Origin of the sequence: Brevibacillus sp. DP1.3A (assembly GCF_013284245.2) — a bacterium.
GTDB lineage: Bacteria > Bacillota > Bacilli > Brevibacillales > Brevibacillaceae > Brevibacillus.
The window spans coordinates 3554439-3578058 of sequence record NZ_CP085876.1 but is presented as its reverse complement, the minus strand read 5'-3'; the positions used below and the strand labels follow the sequence as shown (position 1 = coordinate 3578058).

The following is a 23620-nucleotide window of genomic DNA, read 5'->3' as shown; positions in this document are numbered from 1 at the left end:
CATCCATCTGGCATTCGTATTGTGTCAGAAACCCACTAAGATAGGGGAAGGTACCTATTTGAAACACTCCCCCTGTCTCTTACGATTAGATAAAAACAAAACTTGTAGCTTGGAGGACCAATGATGGATCAAAGTCCAACTTATTTTGAATGCTATGGAGATGAAGGGAAGGTGATGGATAACGGTTATCTGAAGCAAATCTTCGACCACTTGCAGGACGGGATTATTCTCATGGATCAGGAACGAAAAATTATGGTGATGAATCCATCCGCAGAAAAAATGACCGGTTGGAAGCGAGGAGAAAAGGTGCCGTTCTGCTCCTACTGCCAGAGCAGAGAGCTGGAAGAGGGAGAAGAACGATGTTATTTGCTCGCCAAACGGGAGGTTCCCTATTTTCTTTCTGCGATGCCCACGTATGAAGGACGGTACGTTGACATGGAAATGAGCACGGCTGTCATCTATGAAAATGGCGAACAAAACATGCAGGATGTACTTCTGGTCTTGAAAGATATGACGGTCAAGAAAAAAGAAGAGGAGGTCAGAATCTCCAAGCAGGTGCTGCAAAAAACGCTAGAAGCCCAGGAAAACGAACATAAGCGTCTGGCCCAGGAGCTGCACGACGGCGTAGGACAGTCCTTGTATTCCGTTTCGGTTGGTATTCAAGCGATTCAAACGCGTCTCAACCAAGAAGGACAATTCCGGGAATTCATGCAAGAGATCGTGAATGAGTTGGAAAAAGCGATGCAAGACGTCAAGCTCTATTCACTTCAGCTACGTCCGCATAGTCTCGATCAACTGGGGCTGATTCCTACGGTTCGGCATCTTGTTTCTAGCTTGAACAAAGCACATCAGGATGTTTCCATTACCTTTTCTTACAGCAATGTCAGCGATCATTTTCAGCCAATCTTGGAAATTAATCTGTACCGTGTCATCCAAGAAGCCTTACATAATGCACTAAAATACGCGAAGGCGACACTCATTGAAGTCATCTTGTACAACGAAGAGGACCAACTGACTTTGCTGATTCAGGACAACGGAATCGGATTTGTTCGCGATCAGGTTCAGGTCGGTCTGGGTCTCAAACATATGGAAGAGCGAGTGGATCAGATGGAGGGAATTCTTCAGATTCAATCTGTGCTCCACGAAGGTACATCGATCAAGGTAACGGTAGTGGGAGAAGGAGGGAGAGCAGAGTGATACGAGTGCTTTTGGTTGATGATCACACGATGATTCGGAAGGGATTGCGTGTGCTTCTCGAAAGTTACTCTCAAATAAAAATTGTCGGAGAGAGTCATACAGGCAACGATGCTATCCTTAAAGCGAATCAGCTGGAACCCGATGTAGTGCTGATGGATTTGTCATTGCCCAATGGGCTGGATGGGTTTACAGCGAGCAATGAGATTCGCAAGTCGAATCCTTTCGTGAAAATTGTCATATTGACCATGCATGACGAGGAGATTTTTGTCCAGAAGGCTATTACCGTCGGAGCTCATGGGTATATTTTAAAAAACAGCCATGGCGAGTTGCTGTTTCAAGCCATTGCGGAAGTCTACAGAGGTAAGCGCTTTTACAAGACTTCCGTATCGCAAGAGATCATCAATCTATGGCTGAAATCGGATGCCAAAACGATGCCTTCTGTTTTAACGCTACGTGAAAAGGAGCTTGTCAGACTCATTGTGCTTGGCTATACGAATAAGGAAATGGCAGATAAGCTGTTGATCAGCGTCAAAACCGTGGAGAACCACAAAACGAATATCATGCAGAAACTAAGACTGGATTCCAAGCATCAATTGATCCAATACGCCATTAAAAATAAATATCTCGATCTGGCATTTTAATCGCATAGATCAAAAAGTAGGGGACTTCCCCTATATGGAAAAAATATCAGAGGAATAAACTGAATAGAGAGACTACACCTCATGAACCATCATCGTACGATTGGAAACCATATCGTCGTCGAAGGAGGAACTATGGCAAAACAAGCTCATTATACGGTTGTTATCGTGGGAGCAGGCTCAGCCGGTATCTCTGTTGCTGCCCGTATCGTCCGGGCTTCCAAAAGGCTCAAGGGACAAGTCGCCATCATCGATCCCGCGTCCAAGCATTATTATCAGCCTTTGTGGACATTAGTCGGAGGTGGTGCCGCGAAAAAGGAGGAATCCGAGCGCGACCTCTCCTCTCTGATTCCCGCAGGCGTCGACTGGATTTGCGATGCGGTCACCATGTTTCAGCCGGAACAACACACGCTCAGTACGAAGCAAGGAACCATCTTTTCCTATGACTACCTCGTTGTTGCTGCTGGTTTGCAAATAGATTGGGAGAGGGTAAAGGGCCTGAGGGATGCCGTCGGCAAGAACGGCGTTTGCAGCAACTACGCTTACCAAACAGTAGAAAGTACATGGGAAGCGATCCGGAGCTTTAAAGGCGGCACTGCCATTTTTACTCACCCGAATTCACCCGTAAAGTGCGGTGGAGCCCCTCAGAAAATCATGTATCTGGCTGATGATTACTTTCGTAAGTTACATGTGCGCAACCAGTCAGAGATCATTTTTGCATCGGCGAAGGGAAGTATTTTTGACGTTCCTACGTATGCCAATACCCTCAATAACGTCATTCGTCGCAAGAACATCGAAACCAGATACAAGCATAATCTAATGGAAGTGCGAGCGGATTCCAAAGAAGCCGTATTCGAGAATCTGGACACGAAAGAGCAGGTAGTATGGAAGTATGACATGCTTCATGTGACCCCTCCCATGAAAGCACCTGATTTCATTGCAAACAGCGCATTGGCAGACACAGGAGGCTGGCTCGATGTCGATCCATTTACGCTTGCGCACAAAAGATTTCCCACTATTTTCAGCATAGGCGATTGCACGAATCTTCCCACGTCCAAAACCGGAGCTGCTATTCGCAAACAGGCGCCTGTCGTCGAGAAAAACCTCCTCGCGCTGATCAATGGTAATCCATTGGTTGCCAAGTATGACGGTTATACATCCTGCCCGCTCGTAACAGGGTACAACAAACTGGTGCTGGCCGAATTTGATTACAATCTGACGCCGTGTGAAACCTTTCCTTTTGACCAATCTGAAGAGAGATTCAGTATGTACTTGATGAAAAGAGAACTGCTTCCCATCCTTTATTGGAATGGCATGCTTAAAGGATTGATGTAAGGCAGTCTTGAAAGAAAGGGGGGAGAGCAACATTTCGAACGCCAGGAAGGAACAGAGAAGCTCTGACATGTTTTTAGAGGATTTGTCTGATCCAGAAGTTCAGGAAGCAATCACCATATTGATCCGAAAGCTCCCGAAGATAAAAGATACCGTCCTTGCAGTCGAAGAGGGACTTGAAGTAGCCACATCGATCTTACGCGATCAGGAATCACTACGGTATTTGTTTGAGCGCGTAGATGGTCATCTGTCCCGTTTCTTTGTGGAAAAAGAATCGGTAGATGCCCTGTTTACTTTGCTTGATAAGATGCCAAAGCTCGTTAAATATGTCAGCGTTCTCGAACAAGCTGCTGATTTTTTGGAAAGCCTTGGAGAGGATAAGCAATCGCAACAATACTTGCTAAACGGTATGAAGGCGTACATCGCTCCTGTGTCCGCACAAGTGGAGCATGGAGTGGCTGTCTTCCAGGAAGCAAAAGTACGAGCCGAACATAAAAGCGAACCCGTTTCCGTGTTCACGCTTTACAAGCTCATGAAAGATCCCACCGTCCAAAAGACACTTCGCTTTACCCAATCGCTGCTCGAAGTACTCGCGGAAAAATCAAACAAATAACAGACGTGTTAAAGGAGGAATGTATCATGTTGTTGCGTTACTTTTATGATGAAAAACTGGCCCATGCATCTTATCTGGTTGGCTGCCAAAAAACCGGGGAGGCGATTGTGATCGATCCCGCCCGCAATCTGGCTCCTTATTTTCAAGTCGCTAAAGCAGAGGGAGTTACCATTGTAGCCGCAACGGAAACCCACATTCACGCTGATTTTGTGTCTGGTGCCAGGGAACTGGGCGCAGCCTATCAGGCGAAGCTGTTTTTATCCAATGAGGGCGATGAAGATTGGAAATATCAATACTTGGAAGGTTTGAACCATCAGCTTGTCCACGATGGGGATCGCTTTTTTATCGGGAACTTGCTATTTGAAGTTATGCATACGCCTGGCCATACACCCGAAAGCATCTCCTTCCTTTTGACAGACCTCGGAGGGAATGCAGATCGCCCCATCGGGATCTTTACGGGAGATTTTGTCTTTGTCGGCGATATCGGCAGACCGGACTTGCTCGAAAAAGCGGCGGGAATGAAGGGTACGTCCGAGTCAGGTGCAAGAGCCATGTTCCAGTCCCTCCAAAAATTCAAGCAACTGCCGGATTATATGCAGGTATGGCCAGCTCATGGCGCAGGAAGTGCTTGCGGCAAAGCACTGGGGGCCGTGCCGTCTTCTACCGTCGGTTATGAAAAGCTCTTTAACTGGGCGATGACACACTCCAGTGAAGAGGAATTCGTCAAGGCACTCCTGGATGGACAACCAGAGCCACCAACGTATTTTGCAGTGATGAAACGAGTGAATAAGGAAGGTCCTGCCTTGCTTAACGAACTCCCTGTTGTTCAAGAGTTCAACTCGTTTGAACAGGTAAAGGAATCGCTGGAAAACGGACAGATTATCGATACGCGTCCTTTCCAGAATTTTGCGAAGGGGCATCTGGAGGGAACACTTCACATTCCTTTTAACAAGTCATTCGCCAACTGGGTGGGCTGGATCGTCGATTACGATCGTCCGGTTCATGTCATGACTACCCCAGATGAGCTGAACGAGATTTTGCAGGCCTTGCATTCCGTAGGGATTGATCATGTTACAGGCTTTATCGACAGCGGCAAGCTGATGGAAAGTGAAGTGTCTTCGCTCGAGACAATCGAAGAGGTAACACCGTTGGAGATTGCAGAACGGGTGGGAAAGGGAGAGGTTCACGTAGTAGATGTACGTAATCTGACTGAGTGGAAGGAAGGACACATTCCGGATGCACAGCACATCATGCTCGGTACGCTCGCCATGCGGCTGGATGAGATTCCTCACGATAAGCCTCTTCTCGTACAGTGCCGTTCCGGTGCCCGATCCGCTATTGGCGCAAGCATTCTTCAGGCAAATGGATTCAAGGATGTAATGAATTTGAGCGGCGGAATCTTGAAATGGCAAAAAGACGGCTTGGCAGTCGTAGAACGAGGGTAAAACGAATCGAGGTGTTGCAAAGGGTGAGCGTATGACTATCGACCTTGTGATCACACTGTTTGTTATCGGTTTCGCGGGATCATTTATTTCTGGTCTCGTCGGAATCGGGGGCTCCATCATCAAGTATCCGATGCTTCTGTACATTCCGCCCGCCCTTGGATTCGTTGCTTACACAGCTCACGAAGTATCCGGAATAAGTGCAATCCAAGTATTTTTTGCCACCCTAGCTGCTGTTTGGACTCTGCGAAAAGATAAGCTTATTCACTACCAGCTCGTTCTGTACATGGGAAGTGCCATTATCGTAGGAAGCTTGCTTGGAGGGTATGGAGGAAAATATCTATCGGCAGAAGCCATCAATATCGTTTACGCCATCCTGGCCACCATTGCTGTAATCTTGATGTTCCTGCCAAAAAAGCGAATGGACGAACGTGAACAGTACGAGGTTATCTTTCATAAACCAACAGCCGTATTATCCGCTTTGATTGTCGGAGGCGCCTCCGGAATTGTCGGGGCAGCTGGCGCTTTTATTTTGGTTCCCATCATGTTGATCATCCTCAAGATCCCGACAAGAGTTACGATTGCTTCATCTCTTGCCATTACCTTTCTTTCTTCCATCGGTTCGACTGCAGGGAAATGGATGGCGGGGGACATATTACTGTGGCCATCCGTGATCATGGTAATCGCCAGTATCATGGCAGCGCCGCTCGGTACGAAGGTCAGCAAACGTTTGGATACACGGGTTCTCCAAACCATTCTGGCCTTGTTGATCCTAGCCACCACGATTAAGATTTGGGCTGACATCCTTATATTCATACGTGTATGAAGATTTGCTTTTCCAAAATAATAAAGAAAAATCAATTGTCATTGAACAGGATTGACATATCCGAGTAAAATGATAAGATAAAAAAGAATTTTACGATGAAATTAAATTTCATAGAACATTCTTATCTAGAGTGGTGGAGGGACTGGCCCGATGAAACCCGGCAACCTTGGTCTGATTGACCTTACGGTGCCAATTCCTGCGGAGTTATTCTGCGAGATGAGAAGGTGGGAACCGTGTAATTGCCCCTCTTCTTTTCGGAGAGGGGTTTTCTATATTTATAATTCATAGTATTCATATCTTTTTACTTTGTATTATGTGAAGGAGGAAACAACGTGCTTCATTATTCGGTCAAGCGTGGCTTTCTCATGATCGTTACCCTTTGGATTATTGTCACGGTAACGTTTGTGACCATGCACCTGATTCCGGGTGACCCGTTCGCGTCTGACGCCAAAATGCTTCCAGAAGAAGTGGTAAAGAACATGCGGGCGGAGTACAACCTGGATCAGCCAATCACGGTACAGTACCTGCTCTATCTGAAAGGATTGCTGCAATTTGACTTGGGGCCCTCTATCCAGTCCAAGACGAGGGATGTGAACACGCTGATTGCAGAGGGATTCCCCGCATCGGCTGTTCTGGGACTCCAGTCGTTTATTGTCGCACTGGCAGGTGGAATCACACTGGGAATCGTAGCGGCACTCTATCACAATCGAACCTTGGATTTCTTGTCTATGTTTGCAGCCATCATTGGGATCTCCGTCCCCAGTTTTATTCTGGCGCCACTTTTGATCAAGTACATGGCGGTCAAATGGGAGCTTCTGCCCGTTGCTGCGTGGGGGAGTTGGGAGCATTCGATACTTCCAACGCTTGCGCTCGCTATCGGTCCGCTCGCCATTATCGCCCGTTTCGTACGAGCCAGCATGCTTGAGGTTTGGCAACAGGAATACATAAACACAGCGGAGGCGAAAGGGCTTGGCACCTTTTCTATTGTCGTTAGACACGGGATGCGTAATGCCATCCTACCGGTTCTTACCTTTATCGGTCCGCTGTTTGCCAACCTGATGACGGGAACCTTTGTGGTGGAAAAGATTTTCGCCATTCCCGGGCTCGGCAAATACTTCGTGGAAAGTATTTTTAACCGCGATTATCCCGTTATTTTGGGAACGACAGTGTTTTACAGCTTTGTGCTCATTTTTACTTTGTACATCATCGACCTACTGTATCGGGTGATTGACCCGCGCATCAGATTGACGAGTGGAGGGAAGTAGCGTTATGGCCAATCAGGCAACACAACTGGATAGCCTGTTTCGACCAGTAGACCGAAACAGGCTATCCGAAGAAATTCGGAAACGTCCCAGTCTCGGATATTGGCAGGAGGTATTGCAGCGGGTGTGCCGCAACAAGCTGGCAATGCTCGGGTTCTTCCTGCTCATGGCAGTGGTAACCCTCTCGATCATCGGTCCGATTCTCGTTCCCCACAGCCCGCATGAACAGTCATTGACGAAGGGTAATCTGCCGCTGTCGGACGAGCATTGGTTTGGAACGGATGACTTGGGTCGGGACATGTGGGCACGTACCTGGGTAGGCGGTCAAATCTCTTTGTTTATTGGTGTGGCGGCAGCTGCTATCGACCTAGTGATCGGTGTATGCGTCGGCGGGATTTCCGGTTACATGGCAGGGAGGAACAAGCTGGGCGACCGTGTGGACAACATCCTGATGCGATTGGCTGAAATTCTGTACAGCATTCCGTATCTGCTGGTGGTAATCCTGCTGATGGTGGTTCTGGAGCCTGGTCTCACTACGATCATTATTGCCCTTTCACTAACTGGGTGGGTCGGAATGGCCCGCCTGGTCAGAGGACAAATCATGCAGATCAAGCGTCAGGAGTTTGTGCTGGCTGCAGAAAAGTTGGGTACCTCTCATGCCAAAATTATCATCAAACATCTGCTGCCGAATACGATCGGCGTCATCATCGTCAACCTGACCTTTACGATACCGCATGCGATTTTTGCCGAATCGTTTCTCAGCTTTCTTGGGCTGGGTGTGCAAGCGCCAACCGCCAGCTGGGGAACCATGGCCAACGACGCGCTAGCGGTTATGCTGAGCGGACAGTGGTGGCGGCTGTTTTTTCCGGGATTCATGATTTCCCTTACCATGTTCGCGTGCAACGCGCTCGGGGATGGTTTGCAGGACGCACTGGACCCGCGGATCAGGAAATGAGGGGGAGTACATCGTGAAACCATTGTTGGAAGTAGATCAGCTGCGCGTCTCCTTTCGCACGTACGGTGGAGAGGTGCAGGCGGTAAGAGGGGTTTCCTTTTCTGTGAAGGAGGGAGAGACGCTGGCGATTGTCGGGGAAAGCGGCTGTGGAAAAAGTGTGACTGCTCGAGCATTGATGGGGATGATTCCTCCGCGATCCGGTCAGGTAAAAGGCGGTAGCATTCGGTTTCGCGGGCGTGAACTGACGGGGCTGCCGAAGCTGGAATGGCAGCAGGTTCGTGGCTCGCAGATCGGTATGATCTTTCAGGACCCGATGACCTCACTGAACCCCACGATGAAAATCGGTCAGCAGATTGCGGAAGGGCTAATCAAACATCTTAAGCAGACGAAGACGGAAGCAAAGGAAGAGACGTTGAAACTGCTGGAGAGGGTAGGCATTTCGGAGGCGGCGAGACGATTTGAACAATATCCGCATGAGCTAAGCGGAGGTATGCGGCAGCGTGTCGGTATCGCCATGGCGCTTGCTTGCCAACCGCAGTTGGTTATCGCCGACGAGCCGACGACAGCGCTCGACGTGACCATTCAGGCGCAGATCCTTCGTCTGATGAAAGAGTTGCAAGAGCAGTTGAACACCTCGGTCATTTTGATCACACACGATTTGGGCGTCGTCGCAGAGGTGGCCGATCATGTCGCGGTAATGTACGCAGGCGTAGTGGTGGAGAGCGGCCCGGTTGGAGAAATCTTTGACAACCCGCGCCACCCATACACACAAGGACTGTTGCAGTCTGTGCCACGTCTCGAAGCAGGTAAAAAAGAGCGGCTGATCCCCATCGAAGGGACACCACCGGATCTGTTTCGTCCGCCTGCCGGTTGCCCGTTCGCTGCACGTTGCCGATTTGCCATGGAAATTTGCGTAGAGCATATGCCGCAATCGAATTCGTTTTTTAATCAGCATGAGGCGAGCTGCTGGCTGAACGACCCGCGTGCCCAAAAGAGCAGAAGCGTGGATGGTAGCAGGGAGGGAGACACATGGTTGACAACATTGTAGGGGTGGAGAATCTCGCTAAATCGTTTGAGATTGGCGGAGGCCAACGGGTTAGAGCTGTTGACCGAGTCTCTTTTGAAATCAGGCGAGGGGAGACGCTCGGAATCGTTGGGGAAAGCGGCTGCGGCAAGTCTACGCTGGGCAGGACGATCGTGGGCCTGTACCCGGCTACTGCGGGTCGCATTCTGTTTCAAGGCAAAGACATCGCCACGATGGATAGACGTGAGCGATGGGAAGCAAACCGCCACATGCAGCTGATCTTCCAGGATCCGCAGGCCTCACTCAATCCGCGTTTACGGGTGGGCGACATCATCGCCGAAGGAATCGACTCCTATGGTTTGGCAAAAGGAAAAGAGCGAGAAGAACGCATCTATCGGCTGCTGGAGCTAGTAGGATTGCACCCAAGCCACGCAAAACGCTTTCCGCATGAATTCAGCGGCGGCCAGCGACAACGGATCGGAATCGCCCGTGCGCTTGCGGTGGAGCCCAGCTTTATCGTGGCAGACGAGTCCATCTCCGCACTAGATGTGTCCATTCAGGCGCAAATCGTCAATCTTTTAGCCGATCTTCAGGCAGAGCGGTCCATCACCTATTTGTTTATCGCCCATGATCTGTCGATGGTGAAGCACATCAGCGACCGGATTGGTGTGATGTATCTGGGGCAGATGATGGAGCTTGCCCCGAGCGAGGAGTTGTTTGCCACGCCGCTACATCCGTACACGCAGGCGTTGATCTCGGCTATGCCGATCTCCCATCCTGCCCAGCGCGAAGAGCGGGAGCAGATTGTACTGACCGGAGAACCGCCCAGCCCGATTCATCCGCCAAGCGGTTGCCCGTTTCGCACCAGATGTCCGGTTGCCCAAGGCGTTTGCGCCAGAACAGCGCCGGATTGGAAGGAGGTGAGGGACGGACACTGGATCGCTTGCCATCTTGTACAGTAGACAGAGGAGAACAAGGAGGAAATCATAATGAAAAAGGGATTGCTCGCTTTTGCCGCATTGCTGGCGCTCGCTGTACCTGCGCTTTCTGCGTGCGGCAGCGATAAACCGGCTACGTCTTCCGATCAACAGACGGGAGCAGCCGTCAAACAAGTCATTACCGCTAACCTGCGGGGCGAACCGTACACTTTAGATCCGGCATTCGCTTCCGATACCACCTCGTACTGGGTGATTGACCATCTGTACGAAGGATTGTACCGATACAGCCAAAATGGAGACATCAGCGAAGGGGCAACAGAAAAGGTGGAAGTCTCCCCGGACGGAAAAACCTACACGTTTACCCTGCGCCCCGAGATGAAATGGTCGAACGGCGATCCCTTGACGGCGCATGACTACGAATACTCATGGAAACGCGTGCTGAATCCGCAGACTGCCGCCTATGAACCATCCGCACTCTACTACATACAAGGCGCGGAGGCATACAACACGGGCAAAGGTAGCGTGGATGACGTTCAGATTAAGGCAAAGGATGACCGCACACTCATCGTCGGATTGAAAGACCCGATCACCTATTTCCCGAAAATCATGATGAGTCGCGCCTATTTGCCGGTGAACAAAAAAGTCGTGGATGCAGACAAAAACTGGGCGGCCGAAGCGAAAGGCATCGTGACCAATGGCCCGTACACCGTGGAGAGCTGGGACCACAACAGTCAACTGACAATCGCCAAAAGTCAGAGCTACTGGGAGAAAGAAAAGGTAACGATGGAAACCGTCCACTTCAAGATGGTCAACGAAGCAACTACCTACTACCAGATGTTCAAAACAGGAGCGCTCGACCTGATTGACTCCCTGCCGATCGACGTAATTGAGCAAGAAAAAGAAAAAGAAGAGTACAAATCATTCCCGGACTACAGCATTTATACGTACACGTTCAACGTAGAGGAAAAGCCATTCACTAATGCGAAAATTCGTCAGGCCTTTTCCTACGCGATCGATCGGGACATCCTGACGAAAAACGTGACCAAGGGAGGCCAGCTCCCGGCGTACGGTTATACACCATTTGGGGTAAAAACTCCTTCGGGCAAGGACTTCCGAGAAGAAGTAGCGCCTTACTATCAGTTTGATCCGGCTAAGGCGAAGCAGTTCCTGGCTGAAGGTTTGAAGGAAGAAGGCTGGACAGAGCTTCCGCCAATTACACTGAAATACAGCACCGCGGAAAACCACAAGAAGATCGCCGAAGCGCTACAAGAAATGTTCAAGCAAAACTTGGGTGTGCAAGTGAAGCTGGAAAATCAAGAGTGGAAAACGTACATCGATACGTTCAAGCAGAAAAACTTCCAGATTGCCCGCATGGGTTGGGGCGGCGATTACCTCGATCCGCTCGCGATGCTGGAGCTGTATACAGGGAAAAGCTCCCGCAACTTCACCAACTGGGCCAATCCGAAGTTTGACGAGCTGATCGAAAAAGCAAAGGTTGAGCAAAACGAGGAAGCACGCATGAAGCTTCTGCACGACGCTGAAACCATTTTGATGCAGGACATGCCCGTCATCCCGGTTTATTTCAATAACGAAAACTACCTCAACAGCAAAAAGGTCGAAGGCATCCGCTTCAGTGTAACCGGGACACCGGACCTGCGTTGGGCGAAAAGAGTGGCAGAGTAACGATTAATAAAATGCTGTCGTCATTTACTAGAACAAAGAGCAGATTGCCTAAAGCATCTGCTCTTTGTTTTATGAACGCAATAATAGGTTTATTGCGAAACTCGTTTCCCAAATGATGAAAGTATCCTAAAATATAGAAGAAAGGATAAGAGCGCCTTTCCTATGCTGGATCAAGCCATGAAGAAATTCACGAATGAAGGGGTCTACTACAAATGACAATAACTATGGATTCAAAAGAGTTTATCAATCGCCGTCAAAGACTCGCGGAAAAAATGCCTGATCACAGCGTACTTGTCCTATTTTCAGGGGTTGTCAAGACACGCAGCAATGACGATAAATATCCGTTTTCACCGAACCGCAACTTCTATTATCTAACGGGCATTGCGCGAAGCAACCTCATTCTCATGATTACGAAACGCGCTGGCATCGTGACCGAAACGTTATTTCTTCAGCGCCCAAATGAGCTGGAAGCGAAATGGACAGGGGCCGTCTTATCAGATCAAGAGGCGAAAGAGCAGTCTGGTATCGAACACTTTGACTATCTCGATGAGTGGCTGGAGTCATTTGGAACCTTTATGAGGCGCTGTGAAGGCAAGTACTCGCTCTATCTTGACTTGTATCGCTATCTGTGGAGCGACGAGCAGACTCCTGCAGAGACTTTTGCCGAAGACGCACAAAAGAAATACCGGACCCTGCAGATTCACGATGCGGGCCCATGGCTGAAAGAACTGCGTATGGTGAAAAGTCCGGCAGAGATCGTAGAAATCAGACGTGCGATTGCGATCACAGATGAAGCAATCCGGCGCATGTGGTCGCATGCACGTCCTGGAATCATGGAATATGAGCTAGAGGCGCACTATGATTTCACGTTGAAGTCGCATGGTGTTCGCGAGCTTCCTTATTTACCTATTATCGCTAGCGGAATCAATGCTACTGTCTTGCACTATGAAGCGAATAATCAGCGTGCGGAAGATGGTGACTTGGTCCTCCTTGACCTCGGTGCAACATCGAACTACTATGCGGCTGATATTTCGCGAACGTTTCCCGTGAATGGTCGCTTTACAGAACGTCAGAAAGTGATCTATCAACTCGTGCTCGAAGCAGAAATCAAGACCATCGAAGCAGTCAAGCCTGGTGTCACACTCACACAACTCAATGATGTCACGAAACAAGTCCTGACAGACGGCTTACTGCGCCTCGGCCTCATCCAAGAAAGCAGTGAGCTCCCCAAATACTACTATCATTCCGTGGCTCATCACCTTGGACTGGATACGCACGATGTCTCGGATTACAGTGCTGCTTTGCAACCTGGTATGGTGATCACGATTGAACCTGGTCTGTACATAGAGGAAGAAGCGATTGGCATTCGGATTGAAGATAATGTGTTAGTAACAGAAGACGGCTGCGAGGTGCTCTCACCGCAGATCCCGAAGGAAATCGAAGACGTGGAATTGTTGATTGGCAAAAAGGAATAGCGAACGCTTACGAGCGAATGGATTCATCCATTATAGAAAAAAACATCCTTTCGATAGGATGTTTTTTTCTATTCAATTTTTTCTTAGTTGTTGAATTCTTGCATATTCATTTATACTTGTTAATGTAATAATTTGTAAAAATAGGAGGTGCTTAACATAAAAGCTCTCGCAAGTTCATTAGAAAGGGACGTCCCTGTGCACCTAGGAACATCCCCGAAAAGAGAATTAGAAGGTGCCCCGAAAAGTAAGTGCACGATCTGGGGCGCGGGAATAGAAGCAAGTCGCCATCACTTAGATCTAGAAACAAGCATCGAACAACTACGACAACAAATGATTGAATTGGCAGGAACACATGGTCTTACTAGTGACGCAGTTTTGGGTGTAAGCCAGCAATTGGACAAATATATTGTGATGGCACAAAACACCCATAAAGCAGATAGCATCTGGTGAAGGATTCACTATCGGCCTACTAAAAAATGATCGCAAAAGAGGAACCACCGAAGGATGAAAAATCCAGTGCGGTGGTTCTTTTTTTCTCTCGTCTCCCATGCCATCATTATAGACGGGGGCGATGAAGGATGTTCCAGGATTTCAAGCTTGTTGGTGACCGTCCAGTCGCGATACAAGTGAAAGAATACGTCAAACGTTTAATAATCAAAGGCGCGCTTCAGGCGGATCAAAAGCTGCCCTCCACACGAGAAATGAGCAGTCTGCTAAAAGTGAGTCGCAATTCGGTGATTGCAGCCTATGAAGGCCTAGCCGATGACGGATTTGCGTATGCGATTCCCGGCAAAGGCAGCTATGTTACCGCTATGGAGGGCCATTTGGCTGCGGATAAAGGAGGAGCTGACGGCTCCGACTCCTGGCAGATCGACTGGAAGGCACGGATGAATGAATATGCTGTATCCGCTGCAGAGCTGGACATGATGAAGCAGGGCATTCGCGCCAAAAAAGAAACTATTTCGTTCACAAGCATCGCGCCGGATGAACAGTTGTTTGATCTGGGGGATGTAAGGCGAGCCTTTATGGATCGGATGGCAATCGAAGGGCAAGTGCTGCTCAATTACGGGTATGCCAAGGGCTACAAGCCACTGATCGATTACTTGATGCGTTATATGGAGAATAAGGGCGTCGATGTAAGCGGCAAGGATATGCTGATTACAAGCGGGTTTACAGAAGGTTTTGACATAGTACTGTCAGCACTGCGCCCTTCTGCTCGCCGTGGAGCAGCCATTTGTGAAAATCCAACTCATCATACAGCGATCAAGAATTTAAAGCTGCAGGGATTTGAGATTACTGGCATTCCGATGGAGAGTGATGGTATTGATGTAGAGCAGCTCGAGGCTGTATTGCAGAAGCAGACAAACAGCTTCGAGCTGGCCTATTTGACTCCTTCCTATCACAATCCGACAGGCATTGTCATGTCGCCAGCGAAGCGCAGTGCCGTTATGAAATTACTGATGCGCTATCAGATTCCGGTGATCGAGGATGGATTCAATGAGGAGCTGCGCTACTCGGGAGCGCATGTTGCGCCATTAATCGCAACAGCAGGGCAAGGAAACGGAGTCATCTATATAGGTAGCTTCTCCAAAGTACTGTTCCCTGGATTGCGAGTGGGCTGGGTGCTCGGAGACAAGGCACTAATCGATAATCTGGAAAGCATTAAGCGTGCACGAACCATTCATACATCAACCATCGATCAATCGATACTCTATCAATATTTGCTGAATGGAAATTTCGATAAATATGTAAAAAAGGCCCGTATGGAATATAAGCGCAAATATGAGCTGACGAAGGCTTGCTGTGAAGCACATCTCCCCGAGGCACAATTGTCTGGCGACGGGGGCTTGCATTTGTTTCTTACCTTTCCGATAGCGGTAAATACACGCCAACTGCTAGAAGCTTGCACAGAGCACGGTGTCATTTTTGCACCGGGGGACAAATTTTTTATTCAAGAAGGAACAGGGACGAATACCTTGCGACTTGGTTTTTCACGAGTAACGGATGAAAATATCGAGCGGGGGATTCAGATCATCGGCAAACAAGCGCGTCGCTTTCTTGAGACATAACGATTACAAGCCGCACAACCATTTGAGAAAAATGAGGTGTCATCATGAAGATAGGCGTTATTATGGGTGGTATTTCTTCTGAGCGTGAGGTTTCACTGAAGACTGGTCAAGAGATGATCAATCATTTGGATCGCACTCGTTATGAGGCAGTTCCCATTGTCGTTACGCAGCGAGCGGATTTAATCACTCAGATTCAGCAGGAAGGCATCGATTTCGCGCTATTGGCGCTGCATGGCCAATATGGTGAGGATGGCACGGTACAGGGAGCGCTGGAGACACTGGGTATTCCATATACAGGAAGCGGTGTCCTGGCAAGTAGCCTATGTATGAATAAGCAACTGTCCAAAATGCTGCTGAAGGAGGCAGGCATTCAAACGCCTGTAGGACTTTACTGGAAGGACGTTTATGATCCTCAGGCCGTAGAGCAATTAAGTTACCCGGTGATTGTGAAGCCGAACATGGGAGGATCCAGCATCGGTGTCCAGCTCGTGCATAATGAGAAGGAGCTGCTGTCAGCAGTTCAGGAAGCCCGCCATTTGGATCAGGGAATCTTAATTGAGCCCTATTTGAAAGGGACGGAGCTTACCTGCGCAATTCTGGATGGCGAAGTACTACCGATTATCGGCATTCGCTCCGCGCATTCAGAGTGGTTCGACTACCGAGCGAAATATGAGGACGGTGGCGCGGAGGAGAAGGTGATCGAGCTTCCTTCCGTTACTCAGCAGCGTGTCCGCGAGGCGGCGCTCGCCAGCTACCGACTGCTGCAGTGCAAGGTCTATGCAAGGGTCGATATGATTTTGTGTGAGGATATGCCTTACGTGCTAGAAGTGAACACCTTACCGGGGATGACTGCCAACAGCCTGTTTCCAAAGAGTGCAGCTGCAGCAGGTATGACTTTTACACAGCTGCTGGACCGTATTATTGCGAGCTCTCTCCATGAGCGGAAACAGGAATGGGGGAACACTGCTAACGACTAGCAATTATGCTAGTGACCTAACGGAAGAGAAACCCTACATGTAGTGGGGTTTCTCTTTGTTTTCATTGACTAGAGTAGTGAATGACTACGGAACACTTTACGATACGATCTCCGTTGTTTCGATAAATGTGAGGCCTGTCTGCTTTAAAAATAAGAGTATCCTCAGGCTCAACTATATAAACTTGTTCATTGACAACAACCTCTAGCGTGCCTTCATTTACGAGAATGAATTCCTCAACCCCTGTTGAATGCGGTTCTGCTATATGCTCGCATCCTGGTTCAAGGGTTACCAAGAAGATCTCAAACTGTTGTTCTGGATTGTACGGTACCAGTGGATATACACGATACTGTCCGTTATTTTCAATAATCGGATTTACTTCCTTCTTTTTTACGATCGTAACATTCGGCTTGTATTGACTAACGAGTGAAGAAAAGGATAAGCGCAACCCGCTAGCTATTTTCCAAAGGGTTGTGATAGTTGGAGCCGACTTGCCTCTTTCAATTTGTCCTAACATTGTTTTGCTAACTCCTGTTATTTCAGAAGTTTTATCCAAGCTCAAGTTTCTTTCTTTCCGAATACGCTTTATGTTCTCTCCAATATTTGTCTGAAATTCCTCCATTAAATACCCTCCATCGAGTACGGACGCTATATTGCACGCATGTACGTTATACTTTACAATCGAGCTATATATAGTTTGAAGCAGACACTATATAGTCCAAAATATACGAAAAGAGGCGCTATGTCTATGGAGAACACGATTTTATCGGGCGTTCATCAAGCGATTGGTAACACTCCCATGGTTCATCTTTCTAGGCTAACAGAAAATCTCGATGGAAATATTTTCGCCAAACTGGAATATTTAAATCCAGGCTTTAGCAAAAAGGATAGAATCGCCTTGCAGATCATTGAAGAGGCTGAGAAGGCTGGAATACTAAATCCAAATGATACTGTGGTGGAATTAACGAGTGGCAATACAGGGACAGGGCTTGCGATAGTTTGCGGAGTCAAAGGGTATAAATTCGTTGCTGTCATGTCAAAAGGAAATTCAATGGAAAGAGCGAGGATGATGCAAGCACTGGGAGCAGAAGTTGTTTTAGTAGACCAAGCGCCTGGTTCTCCAATAGGGCAAGTTTCTGGAGAAGATCTTGCTAAAGTGGAAGAAGTTGCGGAGCAAATAACAAAAGAAAGAAATGCATTCCGTGCAGACCAATTTCATCACATTGGCAATATTCATGCTCATGAATTTCACACGGGGGAAGAAATTTGGAAACAAACGAATGGAAAAGTAGACGTTTTCCTTGATTTTGCAGGTTCTGGTGGCACTTTTACAGGTTGTGCAAAAACGTTAAAAAAGTATAATCCCAACATTCGGTGTTATTTAGTTGAACCAAACACCGCACCGTTCTACTCTGGCAAAGCTGCCACTAACCTCAATCACAAGATCCAAGGTGGGGGATATTCCATGGATTTACCTCTTCTGGATAAAAACTTGGTTACAGACTACATCCATGTTACAGATGAAGAAGCGACACAAGTTACAAGAGAACTAGCAAGAAAAGAAGGAATATTCGCAGGATTTTCTTCAGGAGCAAATGTTGCGGCTGCCTTACAGCTTTTGAAAGGGAAAGAAAAAGGAGCAGATATTGTGTTGACGATTAATGATTCAGGGCTCAAATATTTAAGCACAGATCTCTATGAATAACCTTCAACCGTCCGATCATGTAAACCTTACGAGTTTACGAAGCCAGGTGACAACAAGCACCAGGCTTTTTCATGTTCAAATTACACTACGGTGAACGCATGATCATCAGTTGACATATTGCCCCTTGAATCTCAAGTTACTAGAGGTTTTATAATTGGTTAGGAGGTGTTGTAACGTGCACGGAAAGGCGAGGAACAGATTAGACACCACACAAAATCAACAAACTGAACGAACAACGAAGGACGTGAAGTTCTTCATCGGACAAGTGGCGAAAATGACAGGCTCTTCTGTACCCACTGTTCGGTATTATGACGAGATCGGCCTGCTTTCACCTGCTGAGATAACTCCTGGAGGTCATCGTATGTATACGGCAGAGGAAATATGGCGGTTAAAACTGATCCTAACCCTTCGCTATTTAAACTTTGGGATTGATGAGATCAAGAGAATGTTAGCTGGGGATATACCTGTTGATATGGCGATAGAATGGCAAATTGAAGCTTTGGACATCCAAATGCGTACTCTTGCCAGCATGAAATCCATTTTGGAACAAACAAAGGAGAGTAAGGGTGGCAGTGATTCTTTGAGCTATATGCACGAGCTAATTGAATCCATTTCTACAGATGCATTGGAACGAGAAAAGTTTATTTTGGAAAAAATGGTTTCGTCCGTTTTTCCTGAACAATTCCCAGTTGAATGGCGAGAAATATTTTTGTTAGGGGTTAACGTCTCTTCGTTGCTGGAAGGCAAGCTTTCGGCAGCACAAACGGCTGCATTAGATGAGTTGGAGGAAATGTTTAATGATCCACAGATTGTCCAGGAGATGCAGCAAGATGTTATGTCCTTCCTAGAAGTAGTTCACCTACCTAAGATCACTGTGGAGATGTGGAGCGCCAGAATGCTTAAAAACCTTAAACAGTTGTTGAAAGCAGCGGAGCAACATGCACCCCCAGACAGTCCTGTCGTACAGGCGAATATTCAAGAGTATGTCTTGCTGTTTGCCGATGTTGACGAACTCCCTGTCTCGCAGTCATTTTTCCGTCGATTTGCTGAAAGGTTGCTTTCAAACCAATCAGAAAATCTCGAACGCTTCAGAAGAATTTGTTCAATCCTGTACCCAGGTCTGCAAGCGTATATGAAAACAAATGAATTATTCTACCAAGGATTACAGTGGAAGCTTCAACAACTGGATGAAGAGTAATGCACTCTTTGTTACAGCTTGCGAAGGAGGTGAAATCATCTGTCATCATCGGAAGTTGTTTCCAAAAGAAAAGGCTAGGAGGTGGCATGCTGACACATGAAGAGAAACAAGCGAAAAACGTACAGTGTCTTTTGGAGGGGATTTGTCACTCTATGTTTGTTCTTGGTGGTTGGTTGCAGCACGCAAACAACTGTGCCAGCCGAGCAACAGGAGAGTGCTGAACCTAAAACGGGTGGAACCATTACAGTAGCGTACCCTTATGAACCGGATACGTTAGATGCTCACATGTCTGCTGGATCTGCTGGGGTCTATACCTGGTTGCTCGGTGGATCACTGCTATATAAGGATCCTGCCTCAAACGAATACAAGCCCTCTCTGGCTAGTGACTATAAAATTTCTGAGGATGGCAAAACGTGGACCTTCACCATTCGTTCCGGGATTACCTTTCACGATGGAACACCTCTGACTGCAAAAAGTTTTAAGGAAACCTTCGATCGTGTTCTCAATCCGCAGACAAAAGCAAAAACAGCCGCTGAAGTAATGGCTCCAATAAAAAGTGTGAAAGCGCCAGACGATCAGACCCTCGTTCTGGAACTACATGAACCTAATACTGCCTTTCTCGATTCGCTAGGGAATTATGTAACACAGCCGCTATCGTTAAAAGCGATTGAAAAGGCAGGAGAGGACTATAGCCGGAGTCCTGTCGGAGTAGGCCCGTGGAAGTTTGAGAGCTGGAAAACGGGCGAAGGTGTCACCTATGTTAGAAATGAAGCTTTTCAGTGGGGAGAGCCATATTATGAAAATCAAGGTCCTCCAAGAGCAGACAAACTTGTCATAAAAGCGATTGCTGACAGCCAACTCAGGTTGTTATCGCTAGAGAGTGGTGCTATCGATGTAGCCACGGAAATACCTGTGAAAGATGCAAGTTATTATCGGAATAATTCGAAATATGAAGTGATAGAGCGCTTACGCCCTGGTCTGGGATTATTGATGGAGATGAATCTGAAGAGACCACCATTTGAAGATATTCAGGTGCGAAAAGCATTTCAAATGCTCGTCAATAAAGAAGCCATTATCCAAGCTGTTACGCAGGGAGAAGGCGAAGTAGCCCATACACCGTTATCTCCATCGACGCTAGGGTATGACAAATCCTTAGAGAAGTACGGGTACGCGTATAGTGTGGACGAAGCACAGAAATTGTTGGACGATGCTGGTTGGAGAGTAAACGGAAATGGTGTGAGAGAAAAGGACGGAAAAACACTGAGTCTGAAGTTACTCAGTACCGCAGATTTTGACAAAGAAGCCCAATTGCTCCAAGCCATGCTGAGAGAGGCTGGTATCAACATAATGATTCAGAATCTGGAAATAGCAGGGTACATGCAGGAAGTCGTAAAAGGAAATTTTGATGTAACGTTGATATCCGGCGCCTATGATGACCCTGATATTTTATACTTTTATTTTCATTCCAGCGGTGTCTACAACCTGTCTGGTGTAAAAGATGACAAGCTGGATGCCCTCCTTTTAAAAGGGCGTACAACCATACAGACTGATGCCAGAAAGCAAGTGTATATGGATGTACAAAAGCAACTGATTGAGCAAGCGTATGTTGTCCCTCTCTATTACGAGAAGGCCTTTACTGTCATAAACGCTCGAGTAAAAGGAGTAAAGTGGACATCTGTCATGCCGACATATAATGACAGCTGGGTCGAGAACTAACTACATGTCAACAAAGGAGAGAAGCGCATGCAAAATATTGGATGGATTGATTCTTTTGAAAAATATGCTCAAAAAATGATAACAGACGGTCAGGTTCCTGGTGTTTGTATGGGATTAGCAAAAGATGGTCAAATCTTCTATAGTAACGAAATTGGCTTCCGTGACGTGGAACGGCAGTTAGGAGTTACAATCGATACGGTCTTTGGAATAGGATCGATAACAAAATCCTTTACCTGTGTGGCGGTCATGCAATTACAAGAAGCTGGTAAGTTATCCGTACATGACCCTGTTGTCAAATACTTGCCGGAATTCCGTCTGAAAAATCTTGATGTGGGGCAAATCACGATTCATCATTTTATGACGAATACGAGTGGAATTCCCCCCTTGCCAACATTTTTTGCAAGTGTGATGCGAAGCTTGGAAGAGAATGAGATAGAAGACCATCCATTTCTACAAAACTATACAGATGATGAGCTACCAATCGATACGTACGAAGACCTGATGCGTGTTATCGCTTCATTAGATTTAGAGCTTTTAGGGCCACCAGGTACAGAGTTCAGTTATTCGAATGATTGTTTTGCCTTGCTGGGAGCGATCATTACGCGCGTCAGCGGGATGTCATATGAGGCTTATGTTAAGGAGCATATCATAGATCCAATCGGGATGGAGCACACGAGCTTTTTTCTGGAAGAGCTGAATGGCTATGAGAATATTACAAATCTGTATATCAAGCAAGACAGAGGTGATCACAAGGAAGTGATTCCATCTCTGAATTGGTGGGATACTCCCTCTTCTCGTGCGGCAGGATTCCTAAAATCAACGGTGCGGGATATGCTGCAATATACGGACATGTTCTGCAAAGGTGGGCTTATAGCAGGGGGAAAACGTATCCTGGCACCTGAAAGTGTACAACAAATGATGACCCCTTATTTTCCGACTGATATGGCACCTGGTCAATTTTACGGGTATGGCTTGGTCATAACTACTGACTACTACGGAAAAACGCTAGTTGAACATAGTGGTGGTATTAAAGGGGTTACGGCTCAGATGTGCTTCTTTCCCGAAACAGGACTGGCCGGAGTGGCACTGTCCAATCTAGAATTGTCGCCGGTTTTGGCGGTTATGGTGGGTGCGCTAAATAGTCTGGAAAACCGCCCTCCAGAAACCTCTCATCTGGTTAGCAAGATTGATTTCCTAACCGAGGAAGCGATGAATCAATTCGTGGGGGACTATCACTCTAGTGAGTTTGGGACATTGCCGATCCGATTGGAAGATGGTCAACTGATGCTCTCCTTTTTGGGAGAAAACTACGTAATGAGACCATTTGCTGAAGATATCTTTGTAGTCCGGGCTTTTGGAACAGATTGCTCTGCACGGTTTATTAGATTAGAAAATAATAAGATTGCTCGAATGGCTTTTGCTGGAAGACAATTTACTATTCAAGATAAAAAAACGAGTGGGGGAAACGAAAAATGACCCAGCAAGCCAATGTAAGTGATACGAGATGCCGCCAGCTTGATGAGCTTTTATCAACGATTGCTGAACAAAACAATTGGAACGGCAACATCCTGATTTTGGAAGAAGGGAAACCTTTTTATCAAAATTCCATAGGATTCGCCAATCTGGAAACGGCTGAGAGATTGTCACCGCATTCGGTATTTGAACTCGCATCAGTTTCCAAGGCGTTTACAGCAATGGGCATCATGATCCTGCAAGAGCAAGGGAAGGTCGACTATACAGATAAAGTCGACAAATTCTTTCCTGATTTCCCTTATGCTGATATTACTGTAGAGAATCTACTTGTGCACACATCCGGTTTGCCAGATTACATGGAGTTGTTTTCTCAATATTGGGATAAATCTCAAATCGCTACGAATCAAGACATACTCGAACAACTAATCAAGCATCGGCCCGACGTGTTGTTTCAACCCAATGAAAGGTATGAGTACAGTAATACCGGCTATGCTTTATTGGCTTCTATCATAGAACACGTAGCTGATACACGATTTGTCGATTTCTTGCAGCAACAAATTTTTCAACCATTAGGTATGCAAAACACGAAAGTGTACAACCGAAGATATTCTCCTGAGTTGATCCAGCATTACGCCTATGGATACGTATATTCTCCTCAATCTGAAGCATTTGTGTTACCGGATCAATCAAGTGAGCACGATTTTGTTATTTATCTGGATGGCATTCAGGGAGACGGCGCGGTCAGTTCAACACTGGATGACTTGCGTAAGTGGGACAGAGCTCTTTACACAGAAAAGCTGGTAAAAAAAGAAACGCTAGAGAGAGCGTTTTCCCCCGTGCAGCTAACTGACAACAGCATATCTCATTATGGTTATGGCTGGCGGCTGCGTGAAGGTCAGGTGACAGGAAAAGTCGTGCATCACAGTGGAGGCTGGCCGGGGTATCGAAGCTACTTGATACGATATATTCAAACAGATAAAACGATTATTTATCTCACAAACGTGGATCAGGAACGTGAGTTGACGGAAAAGGCTGTAGGGGCAATCGAGAATATTTTATTTGAACGACCTTATGTCATGCCCTAGCCATTTAAAAAAGAG

The 23620-nt window shown here is 47.2% G+C and carries 21 protein-coding genes and 1 riboswitch; of the genes, 20 read left to right on the top strand and 1 reads right to left on the bottom strand.

Features of this window, described 5'->3' with window-relative positions:
• Positions 1 to 120 precede the first annotated feature (120 nt).
• The 15 genes from HP399_RS16290 (at position 121) to HP399_RS16220 (ending at position 16431) form a co-directional block, all read left to right on the top strand.
• Entirely contained in the window at positions 121 to 1197 is a 1077-nt protein-coding gene (locus HP399_RS16290; RefSeq protein ID WP_228088270.1) for a PAS domain-containing sensor histidine kinase, read from the top strand.
• A complete protein-coding gene (locus HP399_RS16285; RefSeq protein WP_173617594.1) occupies positions 1194 to 1838 on the top strand; it encodes a response regulator in 645 nt (214 codons plus the stop codon). Before HP399_RS16290 ends, HP399_RS16285 begins: the two co-directional genes overlap by 4 nt.
• Positions 1839 to 1970: 132 nt before the next feature.
• Complete coding sequence (locus HP399_RS16280; RefSeq protein WP_173617981.1) at positions 1971 to 3170, top strand: FAD/NAD(P)-binding oxidoreductase; 1200 nt, start codon at positions 1971 to 1973, stop codon at positions 3168 to 3170.
• Positions 3171 to 3237: 67 nt separating this feature from the next.
• On the top strand, positions 3238 to 3780 hold the full coding sequence (locus HP399_RS16275; protein WP_173617593.1) for a helical membrane plugin domain-containing protein: 543 nt from the start codon (positions 3238 to 3240) through the stop codon (positions 3778 to 3780).
• Between the two features lie 26 nt (positions 3781 to 3806).
• A complete protein-coding gene (locus tag HP399_RS16270; protein WP_173617592.1) occupies positions 3807 to 5225 on the top strand; it encodes an MBL fold metallo-hydrolase in 1419 nt (472 codons plus the stop codon).
• A 31-nt stretch (positions 5226 to 5256) separates the two neighbouring features.
• Entirely contained in the window at positions 5257 to 6048 is a 792-nt protein-coding gene (locus tag HP399_RS16265; protein ID WP_173617591.1) for a sulfite exporter TauE/SafE family protein, read from the top strand.
• 118 nt (positions 6049 to 6166) lie between these two features.
• Positions 6167 to 6271, top strand: a riboswitch (SAM riboswitch).
• Between the two features lie 109 nt (positions 6272 to 6380).
• Positions 6381 to 7313: an ABC transporter permease gene (locus HP399_RS16260; protein ID WP_173617590.1), complete on the top strand. Its 933-nt coding sequence runs from the start codon at positions 6381 to 6383 to the stop codon at positions 7311 to 7313.
• Positions 7314 to 7317: 4 nt separating this feature from the next.
• Complete coding sequence (locus tag HP399_RS16255) at positions 7318 to 8265, top strand: ABC transporter permease (protein ID WP_173617589.1); 948 nt, start codon at positions 7318 to 7320, stop codon at positions 8263 to 8265.
• 13 nt (positions 8266 to 8278) lie between these two features.
• On the top strand, positions 8279 to 9313 hold the full coding sequence (locus HP399_RS16250) for an ABC transporter ATP-binding protein (RefSeq protein ID WP_228088269.1): 1035 nt from the start codon (positions 8279 to 8281) through the stop codon (positions 9311 to 9313).
• Positions 9295 to 10251 (top strand): ABC transporter ATP-binding protein, encoded by a 957-nt coding sequence (locus tag HP399_RS16245; protein ID WP_173617587.1) that lies wholly within the window; start codon positions 9295 to 9297, stop codon positions 10249 to 10251. The genes HP399_RS16250 and HP399_RS16245 overlap by 19 nt, the downstream gene beginning before the upstream one ends.
• Before the next feature lie 27 nt (positions 10252 to 10278).
• Positions 10279 to 11910, top strand: a complete 1632-nt coding sequence (locus HP399_RS16240) for a peptide ABC transporter substrate-binding protein (RefSeq protein ID WP_173617586.1) — start codon at positions 10279 to 10281, stop codon at positions 11908 to 11910.
• A 212-nt stretch (positions 11911 to 12122) separates the two neighbouring features.
• Positions 12123 to 13385, top strand: a complete 1263-nt coding sequence (locus tag HP399_RS16235) for an aminopeptidase P family protein (protein ID WP_173617585.1) — start codon at positions 12123 to 12125, stop codon at positions 13383 to 13385.
• A 195-nt stretch (positions 13386 to 13580) separates the two neighbouring features.
• A complete protein-coding gene (locus HP399_RS16230; protein WP_173617584.1) occupies positions 13581 to 13835 on the top strand; it encodes an aspartyl-phosphate phosphatase Spo0E family protein in 255 nt (84 codons plus the stop codon).
• A gap of 128 nt (positions 13836 to 13963) precedes the next feature.
• Positions 13964 to 15454 carry an aminotransferase-like domain-containing protein gene (locus tag HP399_RS16225; protein ID WP_173617583.1) on the top strand — a complete coding sequence of 497 codons (1491 nt, stop codon included), beginning with the start codon at positions 13964 to 13966 and terminating at the stop codon, positions 15452 to 15454.
• A 44-nt stretch (positions 15455 to 15498) separates the two neighbouring features.
• Positions 15499 to 16431, top strand: a complete 933-nt coding sequence (locus HP399_RS16220) for a D-alanine--D-alanine ligase (protein WP_173617582.1) — start codon at positions 15499 to 15501, stop codon at positions 16429 to 16431.
• A 61-nt stretch (positions 16432 to 16492) separates the two neighbouring features.
• On the opposite strand, the gene HP399_RS16215 is transcribed toward HP399_RS16220, so the two are convergent.
• Positions 16493 to 17050, bottom strand: coding sequence for a helix-turn-helix domain-containing protein (locus HP399_RS16215; protein WP_173617581.1), 558 nt, complete (start codon positions 17048 to 17050; stop codon positions 16493 to 16495).
• A 126-nt stretch (positions 17051 to 17176) separates the two neighbouring features.
• On the opposite strand from HP399_RS16215, the gene HP399_RS16210 reads away from it, so the two are divergent.
• The 5 genes from HP399_RS16210 (at position 17177) to HP399_RS16190 (ending at position 23605) form a co-directional block, all read left to right on the top strand.
• Positions 17177 to 18133 carry a PLP-dependent cysteine synthase family protein gene (locus tag HP399_RS16210; RefSeq protein ID WP_173617580.1) on the top strand — a complete coding sequence of 319 codons (957 nt, stop codon included), beginning with the start codon at positions 17177 to 17179 and terminating at the stop codon, positions 18131 to 18133.
• Positions 18134 to 18308: 175 nt separating this feature from the next.
• The gene (locus HP399_RS16205; RefSeq protein WP_173617579.1) at positions 18309 to 19331 is read left to right on the top strand and encodes a MerR family transcriptional regulator; all 1023 of its coding nucleotides are present in this window, start codon (positions 18309 to 18311) and stop codon (positions 19329 to 19331) included.
• Positions 19332 to 19427: 96 nt separating this feature from the next.
• Positions 19428 to 21047, top strand: a complete 1620-nt coding sequence (locus tag HP399_RS16200) for an ABC transporter substrate-binding protein (RefSeq protein ID WP_173617578.1) — start codon at positions 19428 to 19430, stop codon at positions 21045 to 21047.
• Between the two features lie 27 nt (positions 21048 to 21074).
• Positions 21075 to 22523 (top strand): serine hydrolase domain-containing protein, encoded by a 1449-nt coding sequence (locus tag HP399_RS16195; protein WP_173617577.1) that lies wholly within the window; start codon positions 21075 to 21077, stop codon positions 22521 to 22523.
• Positions 22520 to 23605, top strand: coding sequence for a serine hydrolase domain-containing protein (locus HP399_RS16190; protein ID WP_173617576.1), 1086 nt, complete (start codon positions 22520 to 22522; stop codon positions 23603 to 23605). Before HP399_RS16195 ends, HP399_RS16190 begins: the two co-directional genes overlap by 4 nt.
• The last annotated feature ends 15 nt before the right edge of the window (positions 23606 to 23620 follow it).

What these genes read in the sequence shown, in the direction of transcription:
- HP399_RS16240 (WP_173617586.1), top strand. Translation starts at nt 10,279, where the DNA reads ATGAAAAAGGGATTGCTCGCTTTTGCCGCATTGCTGGCGCTCGCTGTA.
- HP399_RS16220 (WP_173617582.1), top strand. Translation starts at nt 15,499, where the DNA reads ATGAAGATAGGCGTTATTATGGGTGGTATTTCTTCTGAGCGTGAGGTT.
- HP399_RS16255 (WP_173617589.1), top strand. Translation starts at nt 7,318, where the DNA reads ATGGCCAATCAGGCAACACAACTGGATAGCCTGTTTCGACCAGTAGAC.
- HP399_RS16280 (WP_173617981.1), top strand. Translation starts at nt 1,971, where the DNA reads ATGGCAAAACAAGCTCATTATACGGTTGTTATCGTGGGAGCAGGCTCA.
- HP399_RS16235 (WP_173617585.1), top strand. Translation starts at nt 12,123, where the DNA reads ATGACAATAACTATGGATTCAAAAGAGTTTATCAATCGCCGTCAAAGA.
- HP399_RS16190 (WP_173617576.1), top strand. Translation starts at nt 22,520, where the DNA reads ATGACCCAGCAAGCCAATGTAAGTGATACGAGATGCCGCCAGCTTGAT.
- HP399_RS16270 (WP_173617592.1), top strand. Translation starts at nt 3,807, where the DNA reads ATGTTGTTGCGTTACTTTTATGATGAAAAACTGGCCCATGCATCTTAT.
- HP399_RS16225 (WP_173617583.1), top strand. Translation starts at nt 13,964, where the DNA reads ATGTTCCAGGATTTCAAGCTTGTTGGTGACCGTCCAGTCGCGATACAA.
- HP399_RS16290 (WP_228088270.1), top strand. Translation starts at nt 121, where the DNA reads ATGATGGATCAAAGTCCAACTTATTTTGAATGCTATGGAGATGAAGGG.
- HP399_RS16200 (WP_173617578.1), top strand. Translation starts at nt 19,428, where the DNA reads ATGAAGAGAAACAAGCGAAAAACGTACAGTGTCTTTTGGAGGGGATTT.
- HP399_RS16215 (WP_173617581.1), bottom strand. Translation starts at nt 17,050, where the DNA reads ATGGAGGAATTTCAGACAAATATTGGAGAGAACATAAAGCGTATTCGG.
- HP399_RS16265 (WP_173617591.1), top strand. Translation starts at nt 5,257, where the DNA reads ATGACTATCGACCTTGTGATCACACTGTTTGTTATCGGTTTCGCGGGA.
- HP399_RS16275 (WP_173617593.1), top strand. Translation starts at nt 3,238, where the DNA reads ATGTTTTTAGAGGATTTGTCTGATCCAGAAGTTCAGGAAGCAATCACC.
- HP399_RS16210 (WP_173617580.1), top strand. Translation starts at nt 17,177, where the DNA reads ATGGAGAACACGATTTTATCGGGCGTTCATCAAGCGATTGGTAACACT.
- HP399_RS16195 (WP_173617577.1), top strand. Translation starts at nt 21,075, where the DNA reads ATGCAAAATATTGGATGGATTGATTCTTTTGAAAAATATGCTCAAAAA.
- HP399_RS16245 (WP_173617587.1), top strand. Translation starts at nt 9,295, where the DNA reads ATGGTTGACAACATTGTAGGGGTGGAGAATCTCGCTAAATCGTTTGAG.